This is a genomic window from Epilithonimonas arachidiradicis, assembly GCF_003610695.1.
Lineage (GTDB): Bacteria > Bacteroidota > Bacteroidia > Flavobacteriales > Weeksellaceae > Epilithonimonas > Epilithonimonas arachidiradicis.
The window spans coordinates 41,915-67,661 of the sequence record NZ_RAQH01000004.1; the positions used below are offsets into that span (position 1 = coordinate 41,915).

The 25,747-nt window shown below is 36.4% G+C and carries 20 protein-coding genes; 10 read left to right on the top strand and 10 right to left on the bottom strand.

Annotated elements, in window-relative coordinates:
- Positions 1 to 86: 86 nt before the first annotated feature.
- From BXY58_RS07885 to BXY58_RS07920, 7 genes are all read right to left on the bottom strand, one after another.
- Positions 87 to 893: an aminotransferase class IV gene (locus BXY58_RS07885; RefSeq protein ID WP_120213322.1), complete on the bottom strand. Its 807-nt coding sequence runs from the start codon at positions 891 to 893 to the stop codon at positions 87 to 89.
- A gap of 48 nt (positions 894 to 941) precedes the next feature.
- Entirely contained in the window at positions 942 to 1,328 is a 387-nt protein-coding gene (locus BXY58_RS07890; RefSeq protein WP_120213323.1) for an START-like domain-containing protein, read from the bottom strand.
- A gap of 371 nt (positions 1,329 to 1,699) precedes the next feature.
- Complete coding sequence (locus BXY58_RS07895; protein WP_120213324.1) at positions 1,700 to 2,884, bottom strand: aspartate aminotransferase family protein; 1,185 nt, start codon at positions 2,882 to 2,884, stop codon at positions 1,700 to 1,702.
- Positions 2,885 to 3,119: 235 nt separating this feature from the next.
- A complete protein-coding gene (locus BXY58_RS07905; protein WP_120213326.1) occupies positions 3,120 to 4,874 on the bottom strand; it encodes an OstA-like protein in 1,755 nt (584 codons plus the stop codon).
- Positions 4,874 to 5,353 (bottom strand): Fur family transcriptional regulator, encoded by a 480-nt coding sequence (locus tag BXY58_RS07910; RefSeq protein WP_120213327.1) that lies wholly within the window; start codon positions 5,351 to 5,353, stop codon positions 4,874 to 4,876. The genes BXY58_RS07905 and BXY58_RS07910 overlap by 1 nt, the downstream gene beginning before the upstream one ends.
- Before the next feature lie 28 nt (positions 5,354 to 5,381).
- Positions 5,382 to 7,361, bottom strand: coding sequence for a KUP/HAK/KT family potassium transporter (locus tag BXY58_RS07915; RefSeq protein ID WP_120213328.1), 1,980 nt, complete (start codon positions 7,359 to 7,361; stop codon positions 5,382 to 5,384).
- A gap of 133 nt (positions 7,362 to 7,494) precedes the next feature.
- Positions 7,495 to 7,821 carry a hypothetical protein gene (locus BXY58_RS07920; protein WP_120213604.1) on the bottom strand — a complete coding sequence of 109 codons (327 nt, stop codon included), beginning with the start codon at positions 7,819 to 7,821 and terminating at the stop codon, positions 7,495 to 7,497.
- A gap of 213 nt (positions 7,822 to 8,034) precedes the next feature.
- Between BXY58_RS07920 and BXY58_RS16910 the strand changes: the two genes are divergently transcribed.
- Together BXY58_RS16910 and BXY58_RS07925 are read left to right on the top strand one after the other, a co-directional pair.
- Positions 8,035 to 8,211, top strand: coding sequence for a C1orf53 family protein (locus tag BXY58_RS16910; protein WP_170144209.1), 177 nt, complete (start codon positions 8,035 to 8,037; stop codon positions 8,209 to 8,211).
- A 15-nt stretch (positions 8,212 to 8,226) separates the two neighbouring features.
- The gene (locus BXY58_RS07925; RefSeq protein ID WP_120213329.1) at positions 8,227 to 8,760 is read left to right on the top strand and encodes a DUF4136 domain-containing protein; all 534 of its coding nucleotides are present in this window, start codon (positions 8,227 to 8,229) and stop codon (positions 8,758 to 8,760) included.
- 114 nt (positions 8,761 to 8,874) lie between these two features.
- On the opposite strand, the gene BXY58_RS07930 is transcribed toward BXY58_RS07925, so the two are convergent.
- The 3 genes from BXY58_RS07930 to BXY58_RS07940 form a co-directional block, all read right to left on the bottom strand.
- Complete coding sequence (locus BXY58_RS07930; RefSeq protein WP_120213330.1) at positions 8,875 to 9,714, bottom strand: restriction endonuclease; 840 nt, start codon at positions 9,712 to 9,714, stop codon at positions 8,875 to 8,877.
- A gap of 112 nt (positions 9,715 to 9,826) precedes the next feature.
- Positions 9,827 to 11,143, bottom strand: a complete 1,317-nt coding sequence (locus BXY58_RS07935; protein WP_120213331.1) for a sensor histidine kinase — start codon at positions 11,141 to 11,143, stop codon at positions 9,827 to 9,829.
- 173 nt (positions 11,144 to 11,316) lie between these two features.
- Positions 11,317 to 12,660, bottom strand: a complete 1,344-nt coding sequence (locus BXY58_RS07940) for a sigma-54-dependent transcriptional regulator (protein ID WP_120213332.1) — start codon at positions 12,658 to 12,660, stop codon at positions 11,317 to 11,319.
- 369 nt (positions 12,661 to 13,029) lie between these two features.
- Here BXY58_RS07940 and BXY58_RS07945 point away from each other — a divergent pair, with 369 nt between their 5' ends.
- The 8 genes from BXY58_RS07945 to BXY58_RS07980 all read left to right on the top strand — a co-directional run bounded on the left by BXY58_RS07945 (position 13,030) and on the right by BXY58_RS07980 (position 25,746).
- The gene (locus tag BXY58_RS07945; RefSeq protein ID WP_120213333.1) at positions 13,030 to 14,271 is read left to right on the top strand and encodes an efflux RND transporter periplasmic adaptor subunit; all 1,242 of its coding nucleotides are present in this window, start codon (positions 13,030 to 13,032) and stop codon (positions 14,269 to 14,271) included.
- Between the two features lie 43 nt (positions 14,272 to 14,314).
- Entirely contained in the window at positions 14,315 to 15,091 is a 777-nt protein-coding gene (locus BXY58_RS07950) for a GIN domain-containing protein (RefSeq protein WP_120213334.1), read from the top strand.
- A gap of 37 nt (positions 15,092 to 15,128) precedes the next feature.
- Positions 15,129 to 16,586 (top strand): DUF4932 domain-containing protein, encoded by a 1,458-nt coding sequence (locus BXY58_RS07955; RefSeq protein WP_120213335.1) that lies wholly within the window; start codon positions 15,129 to 15,131, stop codon positions 16,584 to 16,586.
- A 21-nt stretch (positions 16,587 to 16,607) separates the two neighbouring features.
- A complete protein-coding gene (locus BXY58_RS07960; protein WP_120213336.1) occupies positions 16,608 to 17,474 on the top strand; it encodes a pepsin/retropepsin-like aspartic protease family protein in 867 nt (288 codons plus the stop codon).
- A gap of 14 nt (positions 17,475 to 17,488) precedes the next feature.
- Complete coding sequence (locus tag BXY58_RS07965) at positions 17,489 to 18,211, top strand: ABC transporter ATP-binding protein (RefSeq protein WP_120213337.1); 723 nt, start codon at positions 17,489 to 17,491, stop codon at positions 18,209 to 18,211.
- An 83-nt stretch (positions 18,212 to 18,294) separates the two neighbouring features.
- A complete protein-coding gene (locus BXY58_RS07970) occupies positions 18,295 to 20,709 on the top strand; it encodes an ABC transporter permease (RefSeq protein WP_120213338.1) in 2,415 nt (804 codons plus the stop codon).
- A gap of 93 nt (positions 20,710 to 20,802) precedes the next feature.
- Positions 20,803 to 23,217 carry an ABC transporter permease gene (locus BXY58_RS07975; protein ID WP_120213339.1) on the top strand — a complete coding sequence of 805 codons (2,415 nt, stop codon included), beginning with the start codon at positions 20,803 to 20,805 and terminating at the stop codon, positions 23,215 to 23,217.
- A 93-nt stretch (positions 23,218 to 23,310) separates the two neighbouring features.
- Positions 23,311 to 25,746 (top strand): ABC transporter permease, encoded by a 2,436-nt coding sequence (locus BXY58_RS07980; protein ID WP_120213340.1) that lies wholly within the window; start codon positions 23,311 to 23,313, stop codon positions 25,744 to 25,746.
- The last annotated feature ends 1 nt before the right edge of the window (position 25,747 follow it).

Genomic DNA, 25,747 nt, shown 5'->3' on the forward strand with positions numbered 1-25,747 from the left:
GCATAAGTTGTATAGACATTTCTTGCTTTTTTGTTGGGACAAATGTAGAACTAATTTTTAAATAATTATAAAATTATGTAAAAAAATTAATTAAAACTATCTTTCCATTGAGTAATCATTTCTGAAAATCTCGTGTTCTCAAAAGTTTTATTTCTGATTTTTGAAACTGTGTGAATGCCTTTTTCATCGGAGATTCTCAGGATTTCTTCAGCTTTTTGAGATTCGAAGGCGATGATTTCTGCTTCTTCTATTTCAGCCAGTTTATTTTTGTGGACAAAAGTGACAAAGTTTTCCATCAAAGGCGAAATGTATGCGCCTTCCGTTTGTTTTGGAATTTTAATGACATTCTCTTGAAGAAACAAAAGATTTCCAAAAATACTTCTTGCGATTTTTTTGTTCGGATTCAGAAGAATAACGTCATCCAAATCATTTTCTTTCGCATAAATTTCAGCATAGATATTCTCGGTTGAATGAACTCGGATATTACTCAAAAGATTCGCATTAACATTGATTTCCTTAATGAGATCCAGTTCAATATTACCTTGGATATCAAGAATGTCTCCCGATTCTTCCACTTCAAAATAGAAAGCGGTTTCAGATTTCGGAAGCGGTTTGTCTTCCTGCTTTCTGTAAGCCATCAGTTGGATAATTCCATTCTGAATACCTTTACTCATAACTTCTCTTTGGAATAATTCCTGAAAAAATTCTAAGGTGTATGTCAGCGGAATATTCAACCTCATTTTTCGCATCGATGCCATCAGGAAAAAATAAGATTCCTCGGCCATTATGAGATTTCCGTTTCTTACAAAGAACGATACCCAAACCGAATCACCATAAAGAAAAGAACGGTTGATAAGTTGAAGATTTTCTTCGGTGTAAACTAATTTTTGCATTGTAGTATAAAAAAATAATGAACGATAAAATCGTTCATCCATTTATTTTTAAGCGGCGCCTAATTTTATCTGTAAGTTCTCTATCAGGTTTTCCCAATAGAGTTTGTTTTCTTCCTCATCGCCAGGCTCACAAAAGTCGGTGATGTTAAGCGAAAGGTCATCCGTTATTTCATCAATGACGATAGAAAGCTCGAAGAAATATTTCGTCCCTTCATCCTCTTCCCAACGGAAACGCACAAAACTTTCCGGCTTGTAACGGATCAGTGTCGCCTTCTCAGCAGGGCCACCGCCCCAGCTGAAATAGAAATCGTCTCCACGTTCTACAACGTCGTCTGCAAACCATTCAGATAATCCTTCTGCACTTGCAAGATACTCATACAAAATCTCCGAGAGACAATGCATATTGTATTCATACTGCACTTTCGTTTTCGCCATATACTAATTCTAATTGTGGCGCAATATATAAATTAATTTCTTATTTCCAAATCAAAATGTCTATGGAAATTCAATTTTTTTATAGAAAATAAATATGATTTTTATTAGCTGATTTTGTACAGTTGATGAACACTAATTTTTATAATTATTAGGGCAGCTTAATCCGCCTTCCGCTCCCAATCTTTTTTGCAGACCATTCCAGATTTCCTAGAAATTGAGTGCCAGCAAAAAAGGATTTCCGCTCAAGTCGGGCTGCAGATTCGTCGTTAAATCAAGATTTTTTCTAAAAACTCAATATTGTCATTCCGTAGGAATCTCGACAGCGACGTTTAGATTCCTACGGAATGACAAATTGGATTTTAATTTAAAATCTATCCCACTTCATTTAAAGCTTCAATAATAATGGCGCAGCCTTTTCGGATTTCGTCTTCGGAGATTGTCAAAGGTGGTGAGATTCTCAGATATTCGTTTCTGTATAGTTGCCAGAAAACAATCAGACCTTTTTCCATACATTTTGAAGCGACTTTCAAAGTATATTCCGGAGAACCGAGATTCACTGCTAACATCAGTCCTTTCCCGTTGACGTTTTTGATTTTCGGATGAACCAATAATTCCCGGAAGAGTTTTTCCTTCTCATCTGTCTCATTCATCAGTCCGCTTTCCAAAACTTCTTTCAGAGTAGCGTGAGAAGCCGCAGCAATTAGTGGATTTCCTCCGAATGTCGTGATATGTCCCAGCTTCGGCGAATGTGAAAGGCTTGTCATAATTTCTTTCGAACTCATAAAAGCGCCAACCGGAACACCGCCGCCCATCCCTTTTCCCATTACCAAAATGTCAGGAACAATGCCATAATGCTCAAATGCAAACAATTTTCCTGTTCTTCCAAATCCAGGCTGAATCTCATCCAGAATCAACAAAGCACCAACTGCTTCGCAGCGTTTTTTCAGGTTGATGAAATAATTGTCTTTCGGAGTAATAAATCCAGCCGCTCCCTGAATGGTTTCTACAATGACGCAAGCTGTTTTCTCCGTGATTTTATCAAAATCATTTTCATTATTAAACTCGATAAAATTAACCATTGGCAACAAAGGACGGAATTCTCTTTTGTGAACTTCGTTTCCTGCAACAGACAATGCACCGTGTGTATTTCCGTGATAAGCATCTTTGAAGGCGATGATTTCTTCTCTTCCAGTATAACGTTTAGCTAATTTCAAACTGCCGTCAATCGCCTCTGCTCCAGAATTCACAAGATAAGTCACTTCCAAAGGTTCTGGTGTTGCTTTTGCCAAAAGCCTGCAAAGTTCCACCGGTTTTTCCTGAGCATATTCGCCGTAAACCATAACGTGCAGGTATTTATCTGCTTGTTCTTTGATGGCGTTAACCACTTTTGGATGAGAATGTCCAAGTGTATTGGCAGAAACGCCGGCTACAAAATCCAAATAGGCGCGTCCGTCTTTTCCATAGATGTAGCTGCCTTTCGCTTTTTCCACTTCGAAGCCTGCTGCATAAGGTGTTGTTTGAGCTTGATATTGATAGAAATTTTCTTTTAAATCCATTGTAAATAAAAACTGTTACAAAGTTCGCGAATTTTTGAATTTTTTAGTGATTCAAATGACAAAAATTTCAATCTTGGCGAAGCGCGCCCCGACTTGAACGGAGCTCTTTTTTTGTCATTGCGATTGTAGAAAGGTTCTACAGATTGTTTCACGTTGTTCGCAATGACAGAAAAAGCGGGAGTGGAAGGCGGATAAAGGCGCCACATTTTTACTCTACTCAATGCGAAAGATATTCTTACTTCTTAACCCGAACCGGTGTTTTTGGTTTGTTTTGCTCCTCAAGTTTTTTACGCTCAGCTTCTGCACGCTCAAAAAGAGAATTGTCGGATTGATAAACAATTTCCGGATAGTTCGGCGTGTCTAGAAAAATATCGCCCCATTTCTGCAGCCGGTCTCTGGTATTCCAGTTAAAATCCTTGAAGAAACGTTCATCTTTGGAGATTTTACTCATTGGATAAATATCCGAATTGGCACCGATATTACAATCGACCTGTTCCAGTTTTCGTTCTATGAAATGGGCCACAATTTCACCGCAAGTGGACAATGCGACGCCAATTCTGGTCACTTCTTTTGTTTTCTCGTTGGTGTCGTCTGCATAAGTTATGGCCTGTGCGTTGCCAACTGCTTTTGCAATATCTATGGCGTTATCTTTGAGATAAACAATCATATTCTTGCTTTTGATTTGATTGAACTCATCTTTCAAATTCAATGAGTCGGCTTTGCTGATGGCAAAAGCATTTCCAAGAACACGGATGGAATCGGTGATTTCTTTTTCAGGATTGCTGTAAACCCGGATTTCGTCGCCGGTGACCTGTTTTGCACCCATCCAGAGAATTGGTTTGCGCATTAGATGCATCTCGCCATCGGTCTCGTTGAAGCTCAATGAATCTGCGCGGCCCTGCATATTGGTTTTAAAAATCCGTACTTTTCTGAAGGCTCTCAGAAAGCTTTTCTTTTTCAAAGCGTTGGCAGAATCTGGCCTTTGAAATGTCAGAAATTTCTCTGCCGACATATATACCGAATCTTTGCTAAGAATTTTGACAGCGTAAGGTTTGTCGGTAATCATAGCCGAATCTTTTTTCTCGTAGATTTCTCCGTATCCTCCTTTGATATAGCGTTTTTGCTGTGGGTCGTCCAAAGTCACATTGCCGTTTCCTTCCCCGAAGCCTGTATTCCTGTTGAAGTATAATTTGTCTCCTGTCAGAATTTTATCGTTGTAATGGATTCTAGAGTTTTTATTAAGGAAAGATTCTCCTGTTTTAGAATTATATGTTCCTAATTCTGTGTAAACATATTGTTTGTAATTTTCCTTACTCCTGATGGTTGTTGGCCCAAAAAAATCGGATACGCCTGTATTTTGATTAGTCTTGATGTTATCGCTGACAATGGTATATTTATCCGTTTCGATGTTGGATCGGCCAACGAAATCAATCATTTTGGTATTGAGGTAATAAGTTGCCGTTTTGGTATACATTACGCTGCCATCATTGCTGTAGATGGTTCCGCCGGTGTTGAAATAAGCCGTGTTAGGAATTTTGTCGTAATAAAGCGTTTCGGTTTTTATGGTTTGCTTGGGGTCTGTCAATACTACATTTCTTTTGGCAATGCCTCGCTGTGTGTTGCCGTCGTATTCCATTTCTTCTGCGGTGATTCTGTTACCTTCGGCTGTAGTTAATATGACATTGCCAATAGCTTTGAGGAAATTTTCTTTTTGATAGAAAACAACTTCGTCAGCCGTCAAAACAGAACCTTGATGTTCAAACTGGACATTCCCAGAGAAAACCATATTTCCATCATACTTATCAGGGCTTATACCTGCAGTATCGGAATGGACGTGCTTTACTTTCTTAGAAGCATCAGTTTTAGCAGTAGGATTCTGATTATTGAAAAAAGGATCTTTTACCAGACCTGGATTTTGGGTTGGTGGTGTAACCTGTGAAAATATTCTAACAAAAATCAGAAATAGAACAACAAAAAAGGATTTCTTCATTAATTTTCAGACTTCTTGTGTCCGTAGAAGTATAAAGAGTGCGTATCAATACTTACGCCAAATGCTTTCTCGATAGAATCTTTGATCCCTTGGATTCTTGGGTCACAAAACTCGATGATTTCTTCTATTTCTTTATCAGAATTTTCTTTATAAATAACCAAGTGGTCGTGCTGCTTATCAAAGTAAGATTTCTCGTAGGAAGATGTGCTCAATGTTTTTTCCCCAAATTGGTGCTTCCTAATCAATCCGGCATCCAGAAAAATCTCAATTGTATTATATATCGTCGCTTTACTTACGTGATATTTTTTCTGCATCATCAGCAGATAAAGGTCATCCACGTTGAAGTGGTGCTCCATATTGTAAATCTCCTCAAGAATTGTATATCTCTCGGGCGTATTACGGAAGCCTTTATCCATAAGATATTGTCTAAGGACGTCTTTTATAGTTGCGATATTCAACTCTTTTTGTTTCGTATCCATAGTACAAAATTAAAGAAATTTTTCGGGATTATTCGTAATGCTTCTGTTCTACTTTTTCGATTCTTTCGATTTTTATTTTTTGATCAAGAAGCGGCGCCGATTCTACAACAACGTTATGACTTGCAACACCATAGGCGGTAAAATCATTGCTTCCCAATTTTTTCACGAAGTTATAAATGTTAAGAATAATCTTGTCCCTTATGGTCAGAAGGAAGTCATTGATATAAACATTATCGATGATAACGAATTTTAAATCCGGAGGTATGTTGTGCGCTCTCAGTGACGGATGCGAACTTCTTGGCGGAATCGTTCCATCTTCCATCATTTCTGCTAAAATCTGCTGAAAATAATCGTTGATTCTACGGTCTCTTTTGAATCCTAACAGGAAACTGATTTTGTAGATGGTTCCAGGCAGGATTTCCTCCACATGGTATTTAAAAGTGTAAGGATCTTCCTGATTGACGATGTTGAGGATGAAATAATGGTCGGCTCTTTTTGGTTGTGCTCTAATAATTGAATAAATGATTTTCGATTCTACTTCATCATCACGTTTTGCACGGCTGAAAAAGGCGAGGTTGGTCGCATATTTCGGAATCGTCTCATCCAGTTTCATATCCTTGATGGTCGAGATATATTTTTCAAGTTTTACGAATTTAATAAAAGTCGTCTTGATGATTCTGCCGTTGTACCAAGCATACATACAGATGCCAATGAAACCTGCGAGCAAAACCGACATCCAACCACCTTCGAAAAACTTGATGATATTAGCACTGAAAAATCCACCTTCGATCAGGATATAAACGACAGCGAAAAGACCAATCCATACTTTGTTAGTTCGTGTTTTAAGAAACCAGAATACCAGCAAGATTGTGGTCATCAGCATTGTGACTGTAATAGAAAGTCCGTAGGCAGCCTCCATTCTTCCCGATTCTTTGAAATACATTACCACCACGAAACAAAGCAACAAAATGCCCCAGTTGATTTTCGGAATGTACATCTGGCCTTTGATTCCGGACGGATATTCGATTTCCTGATTCGGCCAGAAATTGAGCGCCATAGCTTCGGAAAACATTGTGAACGCACCGGTGATTACGGCCTGACTGGCAATAATCGCAGCAGCTGTTGCAATCACGACGCCAGGAATAATAAACCATTCCGGCATAATTCCGAAAAATGGGTTCTTGCCGCGGAATACCTCGTGATAGTTGCTCAGTAACCAGGCGCCTTGACCTAGGTAATTGAGAATCAGCATTACTTTAACGAAAATCCAACTGATGCGGATGTTCTTGATGCCGCAATGTCCCAAGTCGGAGTATAAAGCTTCAGCTCCAGTTGTACAAAGAAAAACAGCGCCGAGAATGACAATCGCACTTGGTGAATTGTAAATGAGCTTGACCGCATAATAAGGATTAAAAGCCTTCAAAATCATTGGATGTTCCACCAAGTGAACCAATCCGAAACCGCCTAAAACTAAGAACCAAAGCACCATTACCGGTCCGAAAAACTTCCCGATAAAGCTGGTTCCAAATTGCTGAACAACAAAGATAATAATGAGAATTGCCAATGTAATCGGAACCACAGGTGGCTTGTGCATAACCAGCTCAAGACCTTCGATGGCCGACATTACGGTTAAAGAAGGCGTGATGATGCTGTCTGCAACCAGAGCGGCTGCGCCAATGATGGCAATGATGTAAAGCCATTTTTTCTTGAACCTTTTGACCAAAGAGTAAAGCGATAGAATGCCGCCTTCGCCTTTGTTATCGGCTCTCAGCGCAATGATCACATATTTGATGGTCGTTTGTAAGGTCAATGTCCAGATGATACAGGACAGTGCGCCTTCGATATATTCTTCGGAGATGATACCGCCAGCTTTTCCTGCATTGATAATGGCTTTCATCACGTAAAGCGGAGATGTTCCGATATCTCCGAAAACGATTCCCAAAGAGACGAGAACGCCTACCCAGGAAAGTTTTTTGAGGTCAAAGTGACCACTGCTATCTTGCGACATATTTTGTGTTGTCTTGAAAAATAATTCTGCAAATTTAGATTATTTTCCATTCAGAGAAATTTTTTTGTTGAAAATGTAATATTGAGCGAAATTAACCTCAAATCAGACATTGAAATTATATTGTTTCAAAAGCTTAAATATATTTGAAAAAGCTCCAAAATTTTCGGCTCATGAGATAATCAGGATTGTGCTCATTGGCGTAAGCTTCTCTTTCGAAACTAATATTTCGGTATGCGAGGTCAGGATTTTTATATTTCAGATATCTGAGATAATATTCGGTGAGATACCAGATATAGAAAGGTACCACTAATAATTCCAACTGCTGGCGGATGTGGATTCTTTCGTGGTTGATGAGCGTGCTATTTTGTCTGTACTCACTTTTTCTCAGCAATATAAACGGGAACAATGTAATCCCCGAAATTTTAGTATTTTTGAGTAATCTTTGGCAGATAATAATTATCATTTTGAGAATTTAGAGGTTAGAAGCTGACGCTAAATGGCATTGAAAAATTGGATTGGAGGACTAATCTGCAGCCCGACTTGAACGGAGCTCATTTTTTTGCGGTTGGAAAAGTGAGGCAAAAATAGCGGGAGTGGAAGGCGGAAAAGCTGCCATAATAATTTACATCAATAATCTATCAAAGATAAAAATTTTGGTACAGTTTTTTAACTTATGAAACTAAATGGCATCAAAGAAAACGAAGACTTTTATTATAACGAGCAAGGTTATAAGGTTTTTACAGAAAAATTCCACCTGAAGCGTGGTTATTGCTGTAAAAGCGGATGCAGGCACTGCCCGTACGGTTACGATAAAAAGACGGATACTTTTATAAAGAAAGCTAAAAATTAACAAATAATCTATGTTATGAAAAAATATATATTTATCCTACTGACGGCTGTTTCTCTTGGAATTACTTCTTGTAGTCCCTTTCAGGTAAAATCTGATTATTCTGCAACGGCCAATTTTGCTAATTACAAAACTTACCTGCTAAGAACAGATGATTTGAAACTGAACGATCTTGATAAAGACAGAGTTTTGAATGAATTGTCCAAGCAGATTCAGGCAAAAGGATTAACATCGGGGCAAAATCCTGATTTGATTATCAATGTAAAAGCGTCTCACAAAAAAGTTCAAGACATTACCACTTCTTACGGCGGAGGCTGGGGTTGGGGAAGACCTTGGGGCTGGGGTGGCGGTTTCGGTATGGGAAATACCTGGACCAACAATTACAACAGCGGGACAATTGTGATTGACATCATCGATGCAAAAACTCAAAAACTGGTTTGGCAAGGTGCGGGAAGCGGAATTTCTGTAGATTCGCCAAGATCGAAACAAAAACAAATTCCACAGGTTGTGGCTGAGATAATGGCTAATTATCCGCCGCAGAAAGGGAAATAATTTTAAATATATCTCAGATTTTATAGATTTCGCAGATGAATATTTGAGAAAAAATCTGCCTATTACAAAAATCTGCGGGAAGCATAAAAACCGCTATCATTTAGCGGTTTTTTTTTATTCCGAAATTTTTGTTATCATCAGTTCTTTAGCTTCTTTCAAAACTTCTGATTTCTTTTCTTGATTAAGTTCTAAAACATTCAACAAATTCTGATTATTGAATAATTCTTTTACCAAAACACATTTTTTCTCCAGCAATTTCTGCTTTTGTTTTCCCTCTAAAGTCGTCAGGCAAGTGATTGGATAAAGAGCATTTTGGTCCACCAAACTTTTGATGTTCTTATCTTTCGGATAATCCCAGGACAACAATCTCAATCCATAATATTCTGAAAAGGCTACGGAATCTTTGGTAAAATAAGTATTGGTAATCAGCCAGCCGTCGGTAAATTCGGTTTTGGTTCCGAAAAGATTGTATTGGATATCAGAAATATCTTTTATTCGGGATAAAACATACATTGGCGTTGTTACTGATATTTTCGTGTCTCCCGCATTCCGGAATTTACATTCTACCCAATAAGTTTTGTCGTTTTTCTTGGCGATGACATCCGCTTCGTGTGTCACCGAATGTCCTTTTATCAGTTGTCCCGTTTCGGTCTTGTAGCCGATGTTTTGAAAAACTCTTGATATCCATTGTTCAAAATAAAACCCTGCAGGTCCTAATTCCAGCAAAGCTTTTTTCAAACTATATCTAGCAGCGACAGAATTCGAGATTTTTTTCAGCTCTTCAAATGCCATTTTGTAAAGTTCGCCGGTTGTGATGCCTTCAAAACATTTTGGTAAAACTATTTCCAAAACCCTTTTCACAGATTGTTCACCTGCTCCCGAATTCCGGAGTGAGTTTTCTAGCTTTGAAATTTCAAATTCTACCGTTTCGCCAGCATTATTTTTTATTTTCATAATTTATATTTGAATTTATCGCAAAGTTTCTTTGCGTCTTTTAAACTTAGAATTTAATAAATTTTTGTGCCTTTGCGATAATTTTTTTTCGAATCTAAAGTCTTTTTTTCTTTTATTCCACAAACCAAATCTCAAACCGGCTTCCCTGTTCCAGAGGTTTATAATTCAAGTAGCCTTTATGGGCTTCGATAATACTTTTGCTGAGCGTTAAACCAATTCCGGAACCATTGCTTCTCGTCGTGAAAAACGGAAGGAAAATTTTATCCTGAATTTCCTTTGAGATTCCGGTTCCATTGTCTTCCACACTTAGAATGATACGTTTGTTGTGAGTTTTGATTTCGGTTTTAATTGTTCTTTCAACATTATCGGAAACGGCGTAAATAGCATTGAGATAAAGATTAATTAAACATCTTTCAATCATCTTTTCATCAGCAGAAATCAGATGATTTTCCAATGAATTGATAATGGTGATATGTTTTTTTTCAAATTCAGGCTTAAGAAAATTGAGTGAAGATTCTACAATATTAGATATGGAAATTGTTTTAAAAACAGGTTTTGGAAGTTCGGCAACCTGTCGGTAATCATCCACAAAATTCAGTAATTGTTTTGATTTTGAATTGATAATCATCAGACTTTCCTTCATATCCTGCTGATCTTCCTTTTCGATAATTTCCTGGTTGGCAATATATTCAAGATTCTGAATCAGACTGTTAACAGGCGTTAAAGTATTCAGAAGTTCGTGGGAAATTACTTTCATCAGGTTATTCCAGGCTAATTTTTCTTTTTGTTCAATAATTTTCTGAACCGATTCTAAACTGATGATGCAAAAGCGGTTTTTCACATTCTGAACTTTTTTCGTCCTTAATGAAAACGATTGTTTTGTATTTTCATTAATCGAAATATCAAAAAATTCCTGAGAGTTTTCGTAATTCGTTTGCTTGATGATTTGGTAGAAATCGGACGCTTTATTTTCGTAAAGATTCCACGAATTATACTTCGGGATTTCTAGAATTTCAAGAAAAATAGGATTCACATAAAAAACTTCCCAATCATCATTTTTCATTGACAAAATCATCAAACCTATTTCGAGTTGATTCAAAATTTCCTCATACAATAGTTGGTAAGATGATAACGAAAGATGCTCTTCTTTACTTTGATAATACAATTTCACAGCATTATCAACCAGACCGTTTTCCTCAGTTTTTGGAAACAATGAAAAATCCTTTTTCTGAATCGCCAAAAGCAGTTTTTCTGTTTTCTGGATGTAAGACAAAGCCGAGGTCTGCGCCAAAATAATGCAGACCAAACCGACCAATGAAAACAAAACGCAATTGATCCATTTATTTTGAGAATAAAAATCAAAAGCAAAAATCCCGCTGACAATCGAAAGCAGAATAAATATCAGCCAAAAAAACTGTTGTTTTTTCATAGTTTTTTATAAATATACTTTCCTTAAAGTTCTTAATTTCAATAAACTTGTTTATTCTTATTTAAAAATTAAGAAATGAAGAAGCCATTGATTCTAAATTTAAGAATTGATAAATCAATTTGATTAAGAATTTTAAGTTGAAATATTTTACTTAACTTCTAAATGTTTTAAAATTAAAGCTCAAATTTTTCCATTCTTCTGTATAACGCTGCTCTAGATAATCCCAAATCTTCCGCCGCCAGAGAAATATTTCCCCGATGTTTCTTCAATGCTTTTTTAATCAGGATTTCTTCCATTTCTTCGATGTTCAGATTCACGATTGTATTTTCTGATTCTTCATCTTGGGGCATCAGCAATTTAAGATTTTTTTCATTGGAAAGAATTACGCTTCGTTCGATGCAATGGTCGAGCTCACGGATGTTTCCAGGCCAGGAGTAATGGGTTAATTCAGAAATTAAATTTTCATTTAAAGCCAAATCAGGTTTGTGATATTTCTGCTTGTATTTTTCTAAAAAATAATCAGCTAAAGTTGAAATATCTTCAATCCGTTCTCTCAGACTCGGAATATTCAATTCAACCGTATTGATTCTGTAATACAAATCTTTTCGGAAACGGTTTTCAGCAACGGCTTTTTTGAGGTTTTCATTGGTTGCAAAAATGAATCTCACATCCAACAATCGTTCTTTGCTTTCTCCGATTCTCGAAAGTTTTCTGTTTTGAATCAAACTCAACAATTTAGTTTGGAGATGAAGCGGAAGATTTCCGATTTCATCAAGAAAAACGGTTCCGTTTTCGGCATTTTCGATTTTTCCGGCATAATCCTGATGCGCATCCGTAAATGCACCTTTTTTATAACCGAATAATTCCGATTCAAAAAGATTTTCCGAAAGACTTCCCAAATCGATATGAACAAAGGGCTGATTCTTCCTTTCCGACAATTCGTGAACGTGTTCTGCCAAAACATATTTTCCGGTTCCGTTTTCTCCCAAAAGCAAAACATTGGCATCGGTTGCAGAAACCCTCGAAATCTGATCCATCACTTCCTGCATTGCCGGAGATTGGGTTTCCAGTTGATATTGATTGGTTTTGATGCTGATATTTTCCCATTGATTCAGCTTCTTATTTTTTCGGGAAATATCGACAGCCAAATTTACGGAAGCGTAGAGTTTTTCGTTATTCCAGGGTTTTAGAATAAAATCGGAAGCACCGTTTTTCAGGGCTTCAACGGCTAATTCCACTTCACCGTAAGCCGTCATCAAGATAATCGGAAGCTGAGGTTCCAGCGTTTTGATTTCCTGCATCCAATACAATCCGTCCTGTCCGTTTTCAAAACCTTTCCGGAAATTCATATCCAGAAGAACCGCATCCACTTGCTGTTCGGATAAAAATTTCAGAATATTCTTGGGCTGACTGAGACAGCTCACTTCCGTAAAAAACTTTTTGAGCCAGACTCTCGCCGAAAACAAAATATCTTCGTCATCATCCACAATTAAAATATGAGCTTCTTTTTTTCGCATTTAAAATTTAAATTTTGGCTAAAGCCTTTTTGTTTTGTCTACTTTTTAAATGGGCTAAAGCCCATTCCTATTGATATTAATGCTAATTATTTTTTTAAGCATTAAAATTATATTTGTTTAAAAAAATCGAATTCTCGTGCCAGTGGAACGACAATTAAGTTATCAATTTTTCCCTAAAATAAAATGATTTATCATTTATAATTCATCATTTATAATTAATATGTCCGTTTCCGTACAAAAAGTGTCCGATAATGAACAGTTTTAAAATTAATAAAATTATATTTAATCACATTTACAGAGTGTTACAAGATTATAAATTTATGGCATTCACATTGTGTAATTATCTGTAAGTAAAACAGTTATCTAAATATGGATACGAAAATAGTAAAAAAGAAATCTAAACTAAAATTTGTCTCAATTATCATCGCATCTGCATTAGCGGTTTCGGTTTTCGGATGGTATTTTTTGAATCAGAAAAAAACGTATAATGTAAAGTCAGAAGATATCACGATTGATGAAGTGACGAATGGAAAATTCGAAGATATGTTGATGGTAACTGCACAGACGCAATCTCTTAATTCTTCTCTGGTGAATGTTTTGGAAGGTGGCGCGGTAAAAGAAATTTTTGCGGAGGACGGACAAATGCTGACAAAAGGACAACCCATCGCAAGAGTTTACAATCCGAATACAGAATTTAACTATCTGAATCAGGAAACGGGAATTATGCAGCAGATCAGCCAGATGAGAAGTTCGCTTTTAGAATTAAAGAATCAGGAATTCAGTCAGGATAAAGAATTATTGCAGTCTCAGAATGATTATAATACGGCGTTGCAGACTTTTAATCTTCAGAAAAGATTGTACGATGCGGAAATCGGAAAGAAAACCGATTATGATATTGCTTTACAAAATCTGAATTATCAGAAAGACAGAAAACGAATTGTTGAAAAAGGAGCTTCTAATGAGAAAACTTCGAGAAATGCCCAGTTTGCGGCGATTAATAATTCCATTAATCAGATGGAAAAAAGCTTGAATATTCTTCGCTCCAACAAAAATAATTTCCTCATAATGTCGCCGGCTTCGGGAAGGTTGTCGTCATTCAATATTTCTCTCGGACAAAATCTGACAAGTGGTGAAAGCATCGGGAAAATAGATTTGATGGGCGGTTACAAGTTGGTCGCAAAAGTGGATGAATATTATATTAATAAATTAACTACAGGAATCAAAGGAACGCTTGACAACAACGGAAAAGAATATGAAGTGATTATCACGAAGATTCTTCCGGAAGTGAAAGACGGACAGTTTTCTGTGGAACTGAATTTCATTGATGCAAAAATTTCAACCCTGAAAATCGGGATGACTTTCGGAGTGAAACTGAAATTATCTGCCGACACACAAAGTATGATGATTCCGAAAGGAAATTTCTACAAAGACACGAACGGGAAATGGATTTTTGTAGTGAAAAATAATAAAGCCGAAAAGCGAAACATCAGTCTCGGAAGAGAAAATCCTCTGTATTATGAAGTGGTTTCCGGATTAAAACAAGGCGAGTCTGTCATTACTTCGGATTATTCTGAATTGAAAAAATACGAATTATTAGATATTCAAAAATAACAGTCAGAGCCTGATTATTAAATAACACTAAAAAAATATAACGATGCAAAAACTATTATTACTATTAATAACAATGATTATCGGACTTTTTGTGTCCACAACAACATTGAAAGGAAATGATTTTTCGAATGGGATTCAGAAATCAGAAACAAAAACTTTTAATTTGGGTTTATTCAATGCTGTGAAAACTTCCCAGGCAATCGAAGTGGAAATTATAAAATCAAATGAAGAAAAAGCGGTTGCGACAAGCACGCATTTTTCAGAACTTAAAATCGAAGTGAAAAATAAAACGCTTTACATCCAATACAGACCTAATGTTTCGCTTCAGAATGCCGATACAAAAGTGGTTGTTTACGCAAAAGAGCTTGTAAAAGCAGAAGCCGGAAATGCCTCTTCTATAAAAGTGAAAAGCCTTTTTGAAACTGCTGAACAAACTTTTGAAAGCAATGGAAGCGGAAGAATTGTTGCGGATTCTAAAGCTTCGGTTGTTAATATCAATACCGATAGTGCAGGTGGATTTTCAGGAAAAATCAATACGAAAAATCTGAATGTTGATGCTAATTCTGCAAGTTCGGTAAAAATCAGCGGTTCTGCAGATAATGCGAAAATCAATGTGGATAGTGCAAGTTCTGTGGATGCCAAAAATATGAATATTCAAACTGCAAAAGCAACGGCAAGCGCAACATCATCGTTAACTTTAAGCGTTTCCAAAGAATTGACAGCTTCTGCAAGTTCATTAGCTAAAATCAGATACAAAACGTTATCGGGAATCAAATTTTCTGCGAACAGAAGTTCTGGTGGAACCATTGACTCACTTTAAAATAATTAAACTATAAACTTAGAAAACTCAGATTAAAATGAAGACCTTAAAGATGATTAATAAAAGCATTTTGACTTTGATGATGTTTTTATTGACGGTGAATCTGAAATCTCAATCAAAAGTGGATGTGGAATTCAACCCAAATATTGCCACGTATTCCGTTGTCGAATATCTTGTAGCGAAACATCAGGGAAGACTTTTCTACATCGACGGGAAAGCGGACATCGGTCATTTACCTTTGGCAGATTTGGCGAACAGAGAAATGGAAAAATATGATAATTCGAAAATCATCAAAGCGATGCAGGATTATCTGCAGGTTGCCGGCCAGCAACAGGATTTGACTTATCAGGTTTTACTGAAGCACAATATTTTTCCTGCAAAAGGCTACGCTTACCAGATTGAGGAAAATGATAATGCGAAGAAAAAAGCAGTGGAGAAATTCGCCGAACAGTTGAGAGAATTTTACATCGAAAGAAATCTGGGAAAATTCTTCAAAGATCAAAGTCATTTTTTAGAAGGTGCAAAGAAGGAGGTAAGAAAAAATATTCCGGCTGGCTATATGGCTAAAATGGAGCAATATTATGGCGAGAGGTTTCTGGCGTACAGATTCTGGATTAATCCGTTGGATATTATGCCTAACATTCCGGTCTTCTGGCACGGCAACGGCCCAATGATTAAGTCTGACAAAGGGCAGATTGCCAATATGATCAGCAGTCCTTATCTTCCGCTGGAAAAGAAAAATAATATCAGGGATTATAAAGAATTTGGTTTCGATCATCCGGAAACGCTCAACTTTTTAATCACACACGAGTTCGGGCATTCGTTTGTCAACCCGCATTTGGGCCCATATGAAGACAGGATTAACAAGAGCAGTAATCTGATGTCTGAGGCTCTTGTTGATAAGATGGCGATGCACGGTTATTCTTACTGGCCGTCTTGTGTTGCCGAGCATATCGTAAGAACTGGAGAAATCCGAATTGCGCTGGCTGATGGCAATCAGAAATTGGCTGAAAATTTACGAAAACAACATATGAATGACTATTCCTTTGTTCTGATTCCTGAATTTGAAAAGAAAATGGAAGTATATGAAAACAACCGTAAAAAATATCAATCGTTTAAAGATTTTGTTCCTGAATTGCTAAACGTTTTGGATGAAACCAGTGTCGAAAAAGTGAGAACAAAATTGGGTTTATCTAATGTAAAATACGAAGTGAATTTAACGGTAAATGTTCCCGAAAACAGCGGTGATGTTTATATTACAGGTAATCAGTCAAGCATCGGGAATTGGAATCCTAACGTCATTAAACTTAATAAAACCGGTGAAACAACCAGACAAATTACATTCAAAACTTACCCTGATTTGAAATTCAAATTAACCAAAGGAAACTGGGAAACAGAAGGGAAAATCGACGGAATCGAAGAAGGGAAAGATGTTTCTTTGTCACTGGATAAAAATACGAGTGTGAATTACACTGTGAAAAACTGGAAACAATAATTAAACAATCAATAAACTAAAATGCAAAATCGATTATTGTTTTTAATCACAGTCATTATAGGTCTTTTTGTTAAAGGGCAAAGTATTGATTTTAAATGGGAAAAAGATTCTATTAATGGGAAATTAGTTGATAAAATCGCAATGAGCGTGCCTTTCACTATCGAAAACAAAACGTATCGGTTTCAATTTGATTTAGGTGCTAATATGACTTTAATCTATGATAAATGCTTTGAAAAAACAGAGTTTATTAAGAATAAGAAAGTAGATGAAGCAATGGAAGCAGCTGGACACAAAGTTTTCACTGTCGATCATCAGAATTTCAGTGTTGGAAAATTAAAAGTTGAGAATTATAAACTTAACGGGCTTTTGAACTTCGAACAGGAGGAAGCTTGCGGTGTTGTGGGAGCAGATTTGTTTCAAAATAAATATCTGATTATTGATTTTCCTAACCAAAAAATAACTGTAAGTGAACAATTAAAAACCACTAAAAAAATTGATTTTGTTGACATCAAGATTATTAATAACAAACCGATTCTTCCTGTAGAGATTGATGGTAAAGTGTATCATTTTCAATATGATACGGGTGCAAGTATTTTTCCAATAGTTTCTTATAAAAAGAATTTTCAAAACTTAATTGATTCATCCAAAATTATTGAAAACTTTAATATCAGAAATTTTAATAATCCTCTGGTTGTAAAAGCAATAGAAACCAATAAAAATGTGATCATCGGAAAATCGGTATTCAATACCAAAGAGTTTTGGTTTACAGACGAAGATTACTTTTCCTTTGAACAACAGGGGCTCGACGGAGTAATGGGAAATGTTTTTTTCCTCGATAAAACAATAGTCATTGACTTTAAAAATAAAAAATTCGGAATCATAATTTAAAAAAATATACTATAATGATAAACATTCAAAACCTTTCAAAAGTCTATAAAACAGAAGATGTTCAAACCAATGCGCTTAACAATGTAAGCCTGCAAATCAAAGAGGGCGAATTCGTTGCGATAATGGGACCTTCAGGTTGTGGAAAATCCACTTTTCTTAATATTCTTGGACTTTTAGACAGCGCTTCTTCAGGTTCTTACCAATTTGAATCGGTTGAAACTATTGGAACTTCTGAAAAGAAAAAATCAGAGATCAGAAAGAAAAACATCGGTTTCATTTTCCAGAATTTTAATCTGATTGATGAACTGACAGTTTATGAAAACATTGAATTACCATTAATTTACAACGGTGTTTCCTCCTCAGAAAGAAAAAGAAGAGTGGAAGAGATTATGGAGAAAATCAATATCGCTCACAGAGCGAAACATTATCCACAGCAGCTTTCCGGCGGTCAACAACAGAGAGCAGCGGTTGCAAGGGCTTTGGTAACGAGACCAAAATTAATTCTGGCCGATGAGCCAACAGGAAATCTAGATAGTTCCAACGGAAATGAGGTAATGAATCTCCTTGCAGAACTTCACAGAGAAGGTTCTACGATTGCAATGGTAACGCACTCGTCTTACGATGCAGGTTACGCTTCCAGAATCGTGAATATGAAAGATGGTGAAATTTTCTCCGAAGAACATTCTTCCCAAAGAAAAGATGTTTTCGAAAAAGCAGACGCAAAAAACTTCGAATAATTGTTAAATAAGGATGTCTGATGATGGATGTTAGGTGAAAAATTTCCTACATCCAGCATCCTTCCTGCAACAAAAAAATAATTATGTTTAAAAATTGGCTCAAAATTGCCTTTATCAATTATAAAAAGAACTGGTTGTCTACCATCATTAATTTGTTTGGTTTAACCATCGGTTTGACAGGATTTATGCTCATCCTGATGCACTGGAATGACGAAGAATCCTTTGAAAAGTGGAATCCGAAAAAGGATGATATCTATTATTTCCAGACTTATTACAAAAAAGATAATGTTTATGGAGGTGCTATCTCAATTCCTTTGGCAGAAAATGCATTGAAACGAATCTCGGAAGTCGAAGATTATGTTTTGATGAATGGTTCTGATATGTCCTACAAAATGACCACCAAACATACGACGGCTTATCAGAAAGGCGGGATGTCGGTCTCAGAGAATTTTTTCAACTTGTTCCCATTCAAATTAGTTGCCGGGAGTTATAAAGACGTTCTCAAAAATGATAACAACATTGCTATTTCTAATGTTGTGGCAAAGAATCTTTTCGGAAAAACGGATGTCGCAGGCGAAACGATAAAAATTAACACCACAGATTATATTGTTACAGCAGTCTATGAACTGCCGGCCGGAAACAGCCAGATGAAGCCTGATTTTGTCTACAAACCTGCTGAGCAAATCAAAAATGATAAAGAAGCTTGGGGCAATTTCAATTATGCCGGTTTTTTTTTACTGAAAAAAGGTGCTGATCCTAGAAGCTTTGAGAAAAAATTCCTGGATATTATTATGCTTCGGGCAAAAATAAACTCTAAAGGTTCCGGAATGACACCTCAGCAGTTTATTGATACTTACGGACCGACAGATACACTGCTAACCCCGCTTGATAAAATAAAACTGCATTCAGAATCTACCTGGTTCGGGAAACCGGATTTCAAATCATTGATGATTCTGTTTACTTTATCTGTTCTGATTGTGATTTTATCAGCCATTAATTTTATTAATCTTAAAACAGCGCAGGCTTCTCAACGTGCGAAAGAAATTGGGGTTAGAAAATCGATTGGAAGTACAAAATCCAGTCTGGTTCTGCAATTTTTGATGGAAACTTTCCTGATTTGTTTTGCATCTTATCTTTTATCATTAGCGCTCACAGAAATTCTTTTGCCAAGTCTTAATAAGTTTTATAACAAGGAAATCGTGATGAACGACTGGCATATTTACTTCTATTCATTGGTGATGGTGGTTTTGGTTACGGTAATTTCCGGTCTTATTCCTGCTTTATATTTATCCAATTTCAAAGCCATAGAAACCCTGAAAGGAAACTTTGCAAGAAGCAGAAACGGTGTTTGGCTCAGAAACGGAATCCTGACTTTGCAATTAATCATTTCGTCATTCTTTATCATCGGCGGATTGATTGTCAACCAGCAGGTAAAACATATGATGAACAAAGATTTAGGTTTCAATGGAAATCAGATTTTTCAGATTAATTTCAATGAATTCAATAACGGAAAACCTTGGCTGAAATATGAAAGACTGAGAACAGAAATGGCTAAAATACCCGGTGTAGAAAGTATATCTTTTTCAGAAGCGCCTCCGGGAAGCAACAATCAAAGCAGTTCTAATATGGATTATCTGAATACCAGTATTCAGGCTCGCCACGGTTCAATCGACTACAATTACCTTCAGTTTATGAATGTTAAACTTCTGAAAGGACGTTTTCTAAATCCGAAATTATCATCAGATACAATTGACAATGCATTGGTTAATGAAGCATTTTTGAGAAAGTTCGGATGGACCAATGAGCAGGCAATGAAAAGGGAAGTCAGACCGGGGTTCGATAACAAACCTTATCATATCATAGGAATTGTGAAAGATTTCAACATCAGAAGCTTAAAAAGCGAAGTAGAGCCGATGATATTCTTCCACTACAGAGAAACTTCCTGGAAACGGTATAATGTCAGTAATATTCAATTGAAATTAAAAGCAGACGATATCGACGGAACTGTTAAAAGATTGAAAAATTATTGGCAGAATAATGTAGAACCGGGTTATCCGTTTGATTCTTATTTTATTGATAAGCAATTTGCCAAAACTTTTGAAACTTATCAGAAACAGCAGACACTTTTCACCATCCTGAACGCAATGGTTTTGATGGTAGCTTTATTAGGATTATTTGCTTTGTCTTCATTAATGATTGAGCAGAAACTGAAAGATGTGGCGATTAGAAAAACGTTGGGCGCATCAGACGGAACTTTAATTTTTGTTTTGACGAAACAATTTCTTTGGATTACGTTAATTGCGGTTCTAATAAGTATTCCGATCAGTTATTATCTGATGAACGAATGGCTGAAAGATTTTGCCTACCGAATCGATATGCCGGTCTTACCATTCATCCTGAGTATGATTTTATTATTGATACTGACTTTTGCAGTCGTAAGTATCAAAGCTTATGAGGCAACAAAAGTGAATTTAGTTAAATATTTGAAATACGAATAAAGATGGAAGCTAGAAGATAGATGCTGGAAGTTTTTCCATATAATAATTAACATCCATCTCCCCTCATCCATCTTCCAACCTAAAAACGAAACTATGCTAAACAACTGGCTCAAAATAGCATTCATCAATTACAAAAAAAACTGGCTTTCCACCATCATTAATTTGTTTGGATTAACGATTGGACTGACAGGATTTATGCTCATCCTGATGCATTGGAATGATGAAGAATCCTACGAAAGATGGAATCCAAAAAAGGAAAACATCTACGCTTTCCAAACTCACAACAAAGCAGAAAATACCTACGGAAATAATATTTCTGTTCCAATGGCAGAGCGTGCTGTAAAAGTGATTCCGGAGGTTAAGGATTTTGTCTTGTTCAATGGCTCGGGGATGGGTTATAAAATGACCACGAAAGTCAAAACCGTTTATCAGGGTGAAGGAATGTCGGCTTCAGAAAGTTTTTTTAATTTCTTCCCGTTCAGATTGGTCTCCGGAAGCTATAAAGATGCTTTGAAGGGTGATAAAGTAATGGCACTTTCCACAAAAGCAGCCAAAAATCTCTTCGGTAAAACCAATGTTGCAGGAGAAACTGTGAAAATCAATAATAAAAGTTTTGTTGTAACCGCAGTTTATGAATTGCCTGAAGCGAACAGCCAGATAAAACCGGATTTTATCTTCTCGCCGTATGAGCAGATGAAGGGTGATAAAGAACAGTGGGGGAATTTCAATTACGGCTGTTTCTTTTTGCTGAAACCCGGAACAGATGTAGAAGCTTTACAACAGAAATTCTACGACAATATCTTTTTGTACCGAGCAAAAATCAGTGCGCAAGGTGCAGGGGTTACACCTCAAAAATATCTGGAACTGTATGGTCCTACAGGAAGTTTGTTTACGCCGATTGACAAGATAAAACTGCACGCCAAAGCCTCTTGGTTTGGAAATGGAGATTTCAAAACGATGATGATTCTGTTTACGCTTTCTGTTTTGATTGTTGTTTTATCAGCCATTAATTTTATTAATCTGAAAACCGCTCAGGCATCTCAGCGTGCTAAAGAAATCGGCGTCAGAAAAGCAATTGGAAGTACCAAATCCAATCTTGTTCTTCAGTTTTTGTTGGAAACTTTTGTGATTTGTTTGGCGTCATATCTTTTGTCTTTGGCTTTAACAGAGCTTCTTTTACCAAGCTTCAACAAGTTTTACAACAAGGAAATCGTGATGAATGACTGGCATATTTACTTCTATTCATTCTTGATGGTTTTGGCGGTTACATTGATTTCGGGATTGATTCCTGCTACTTATCTAGCCAACTTCAAAGCTATTGAAACTTTGAAAGGAAATTTCGCCAGAAGTAAACACGGTATTTGGCTACGAAACGGGATTTTGACATTGCAATTAATCATTTCGTCATTCTTTATCATTGGTGGTTTAATCGTTAACAAACAGGTGAAATATATGATGGATAAAGACTTGGGCTTCAGCGGAAAGCAGGTTTTCCTGATTAATTTCAGTGAAAATAGCGACAAGCCCTGGCTGAAATATGAGCGCATCAAAAATGAAATGAGAAAAATAGAAGGTGTTGCCGATGTGTCTTACGGAGAAGCGGTTCCGGGAAGCGGGAGATTCAGCAATTCTAATATAGATTATATGGATAAAAGCATCTTTGCGCAGCACGGTTCTATGGATTATAATTACCTCCAGTTTATGGATGTGAAGCTTAAAAAAGGACGTTGGCTCAATCCGGATCTTGCTTCCGATACTATTACCAATGTCTTGGTCAATGAAGCTTTTGTGAACAAATTCGGTTGGACGGATGATCAGGCATTTAAGAATGAAGTTCGCCCGGGATTCGATAACAGACCTTACCATATTGTAGGGATTGTAAAGGATTTCAACGTTCTGAATCCCCGAAGAGCTATTGAACCCATTGTATTTTTCCATTACAGGGAAACAGACTGGAAACGATATAATGTCTATAACATTCAGCTGAAAATAAAACCGGACAATATCGATGGAACGGTAAAAAGAATAAAGTCTTATTGGCAGAAAAATGTAGAGCCTGGTTATCCTTTTGATTCTTATTTTATCGATAAAAAATTCGCTGAAAGTTTTGTTAAATATCAGAAACAACAGACACTTTTCACCATCCTGAACGCAATGGTTTTGATGGTTGCTTTATTAGGATTATTCGCGTTGTCATCATTAATGATCGAGCAGAAGCTGAAAGATGTGGCGATCAGAAAAACTTTAGGCGCATCAGACGGAAATTTAATTTTTGGGTTGACGAAGCAATTTCTTTGGATTACGTTCATTGCAGTTTTAATAAGTATTCCGATCAGTTATTATCTGATGAACGAATGGCTCAAGGATTTCGATTACCGAATTGATATGCCGGTTTTCCCGTTCGTCCTTAGTTTGATTTCTCTATTGATACTGACTTTTGCAGTTGTAAGTATCAAAGCTTATCAGGCGACGAAGGTGAATTTGGTAAAATACCTGAAATATGAATAAAGATGGAAGCTAGAAGATGGATGCTGGAAGTTTTTCCATATAATAATTAACATCCATCTTCCCTCATCCATCTTCCAACCTAAAAACGAAACTATGTTAAAAAACTGGCTCAAAATAGCATTCATCAACTACAGAAAAAACTGGCTTTCCACCATCATCAATATTTTGGGATTGAGTGTAGGGCTGTGTGTATTCTTATTGATATTTATCCATTGGCAGGATGAGAAATCTTACGAGCAGCATAATCCTAATAAGGACAAGATCTATTTTATAGAAAATGGAAATGCTTCTTTTGGGATTATGCCTTCTTCCAGTTATCCGGAATTGACAGTTTCCAAAGAGAAGTTTTCTGAGATAGAAGATTATGCGATTGCCAATTCTTGGAGCCATTACAAGACAAGACTGATTGCAGGGAAGAATTCAGCTTATACTTCATCTTGCCGTGCTTCGGGTTCTTATTTTGATTTTTTTCCATTCGAAAGAATTGCGGGAAGTTTCAAAAATGCCATCAGTGATGATAATAAAATGGCTCTTTCTGTGGAAACTGCAAAGTCATTATTCGGAGACGAGTATCAGAATTGTATTGGCAAAACGGTTAAAATTGATGATTCCCAGAATAAAGAATATGTGATTACGGCAGTTTATAAAAACCCTGCAGAAAATTCTGTTTTCAAACCTGGTTTTATAATGAAACATCCTGATATTGGAAAACAGAATAATTCGCAATGGACCAATTACAGTTATATAGGTTATTTCAAAATTAAACCAGGGACTGATATTCAAAATTTGGAGAAAAAACTTTCCGACCAGCAGGCTGCTCAGGAAAGGATTTTGTCAGAAAAATGGGGCGAGAAATATGATGAAAAAAATAGTGCGAAAGTTTATTTGACACCAATCAGCAAAATGAAATTGGAGGCCAAAAGTGAAGGTGTGCAGAAAGGTGATAAAAAATCAATTATAATTTTATTGAGTTTATCTGCATTAATTTTGTTGCTGTCGGGAATTAATTTAATCAATTTGAAAACGGCGCAGGCTTCTCAAAGAGCTAAAGAAGTGGGTGTGAGAAAAGTGGTTGGAAGTACAAAATCGAAACTGGTTTTACAGTTCTTATTGGAAACATTCATGATTTGTTTTGTAGCTTATATTGTCGCTTTTGCAATGGTTGAACTTCTGCTTCCCACGTATAACAAATTCCTCAACAAAGAAATCAAACTAAATGACCCGAATCTATTTATCTACACAGGATTATTATTGATTGTTTTTTCCTTGATTTCAGGTTTGATTCCGGCACTTTACCTTGCTAATTTCAAACCAATCAACACTTTGAAAGGCAATTTCGCCAGAAGCCGACACGGTATTTGGCTAAGAAATTCTATTCTGACTTTGCAGTTGATTATCTCATCATTTTTCATTATTTGTTCTTTGGTTATTCATACTCAGGTCAATTATATGATGAATAAAGATTTGGGATTCAAAGGAGACCAAGTCATTAATATTCAATTCAAAAAAACGGATTGGCAGAATGATTATAATTCAAAAAAATATATCCGACTGAAAAATGAAGTTTCAAAAATAGCAGGCGTTGAAGACATCACGGGTTCTATCAACTCCATAGGTATGGGATTTTCGAATGCTTCCGTTGTAAGAAGTGCATTAGATACACTCAAGTCAGTGGAAAATGTTATCGTAGGTGCAATTGATTATAATTATTTCAAATTCTACAAAATCAAATTTGCTTCCGGGCGAGATATGGATTTGCGTTTTGCTTCTGACACGATTTCCGGAGCGATTGCTAATGAGACTTTTATCAAAAAAATGGGCTGGAATCAGAATCAGGCGCTTGGAAAAGAATTGATTACAGGTTGGGAAGAAAAAGGTCACAATTATAAAATCATTGGTGTTGTCAAGGATTTCTATATGACGGGAATGGATAAACCGATTGAACCAATGGTGTTTTTCAATTATGATAGAAACTGGGCAAAAAATAATATGGGAAATCTCCAGATAAAAATCTCAGGTAATGATATCAATGGAACCCTTGAACGAATCAAAGAATTCTGGACAACTAAAGCAGAACCTGGTTATCCTTACGATTTTGAATTTGTAGATAAACAATTTGCTAAAACATATGAGAAATTCCAGAAGCAGCAGACCTTGTTCACCACTTTGAACATTGTGGTTCTGGTGATTGCATTGTTGGGACTATTCGCTTTATCATCATTATTAATAGAGCAAAAACTAAAAGATGTTGCCATCAAAAAAACTCTTGGCGCCGATGAAAAAACAATCGTTTGGGATTTGACTAAAAGGTTCTTATTGATTTGTGTGATAGCAGTTTTAATCAGTATGCCTTTCGGATATTATGCAATGAATGAATGGCTGAAAGATTTTGCTTACAGAATCGATATGCCGGTTTGGCCTTACGTTTTGAGTTTACTTTTATTATTGATTTTAACATTTGTAGTCGTAAGTTTCAAAGCTTACCGAGCAACCAAAATCAACCTTGTTAAATACTTGAAATACGAATAAA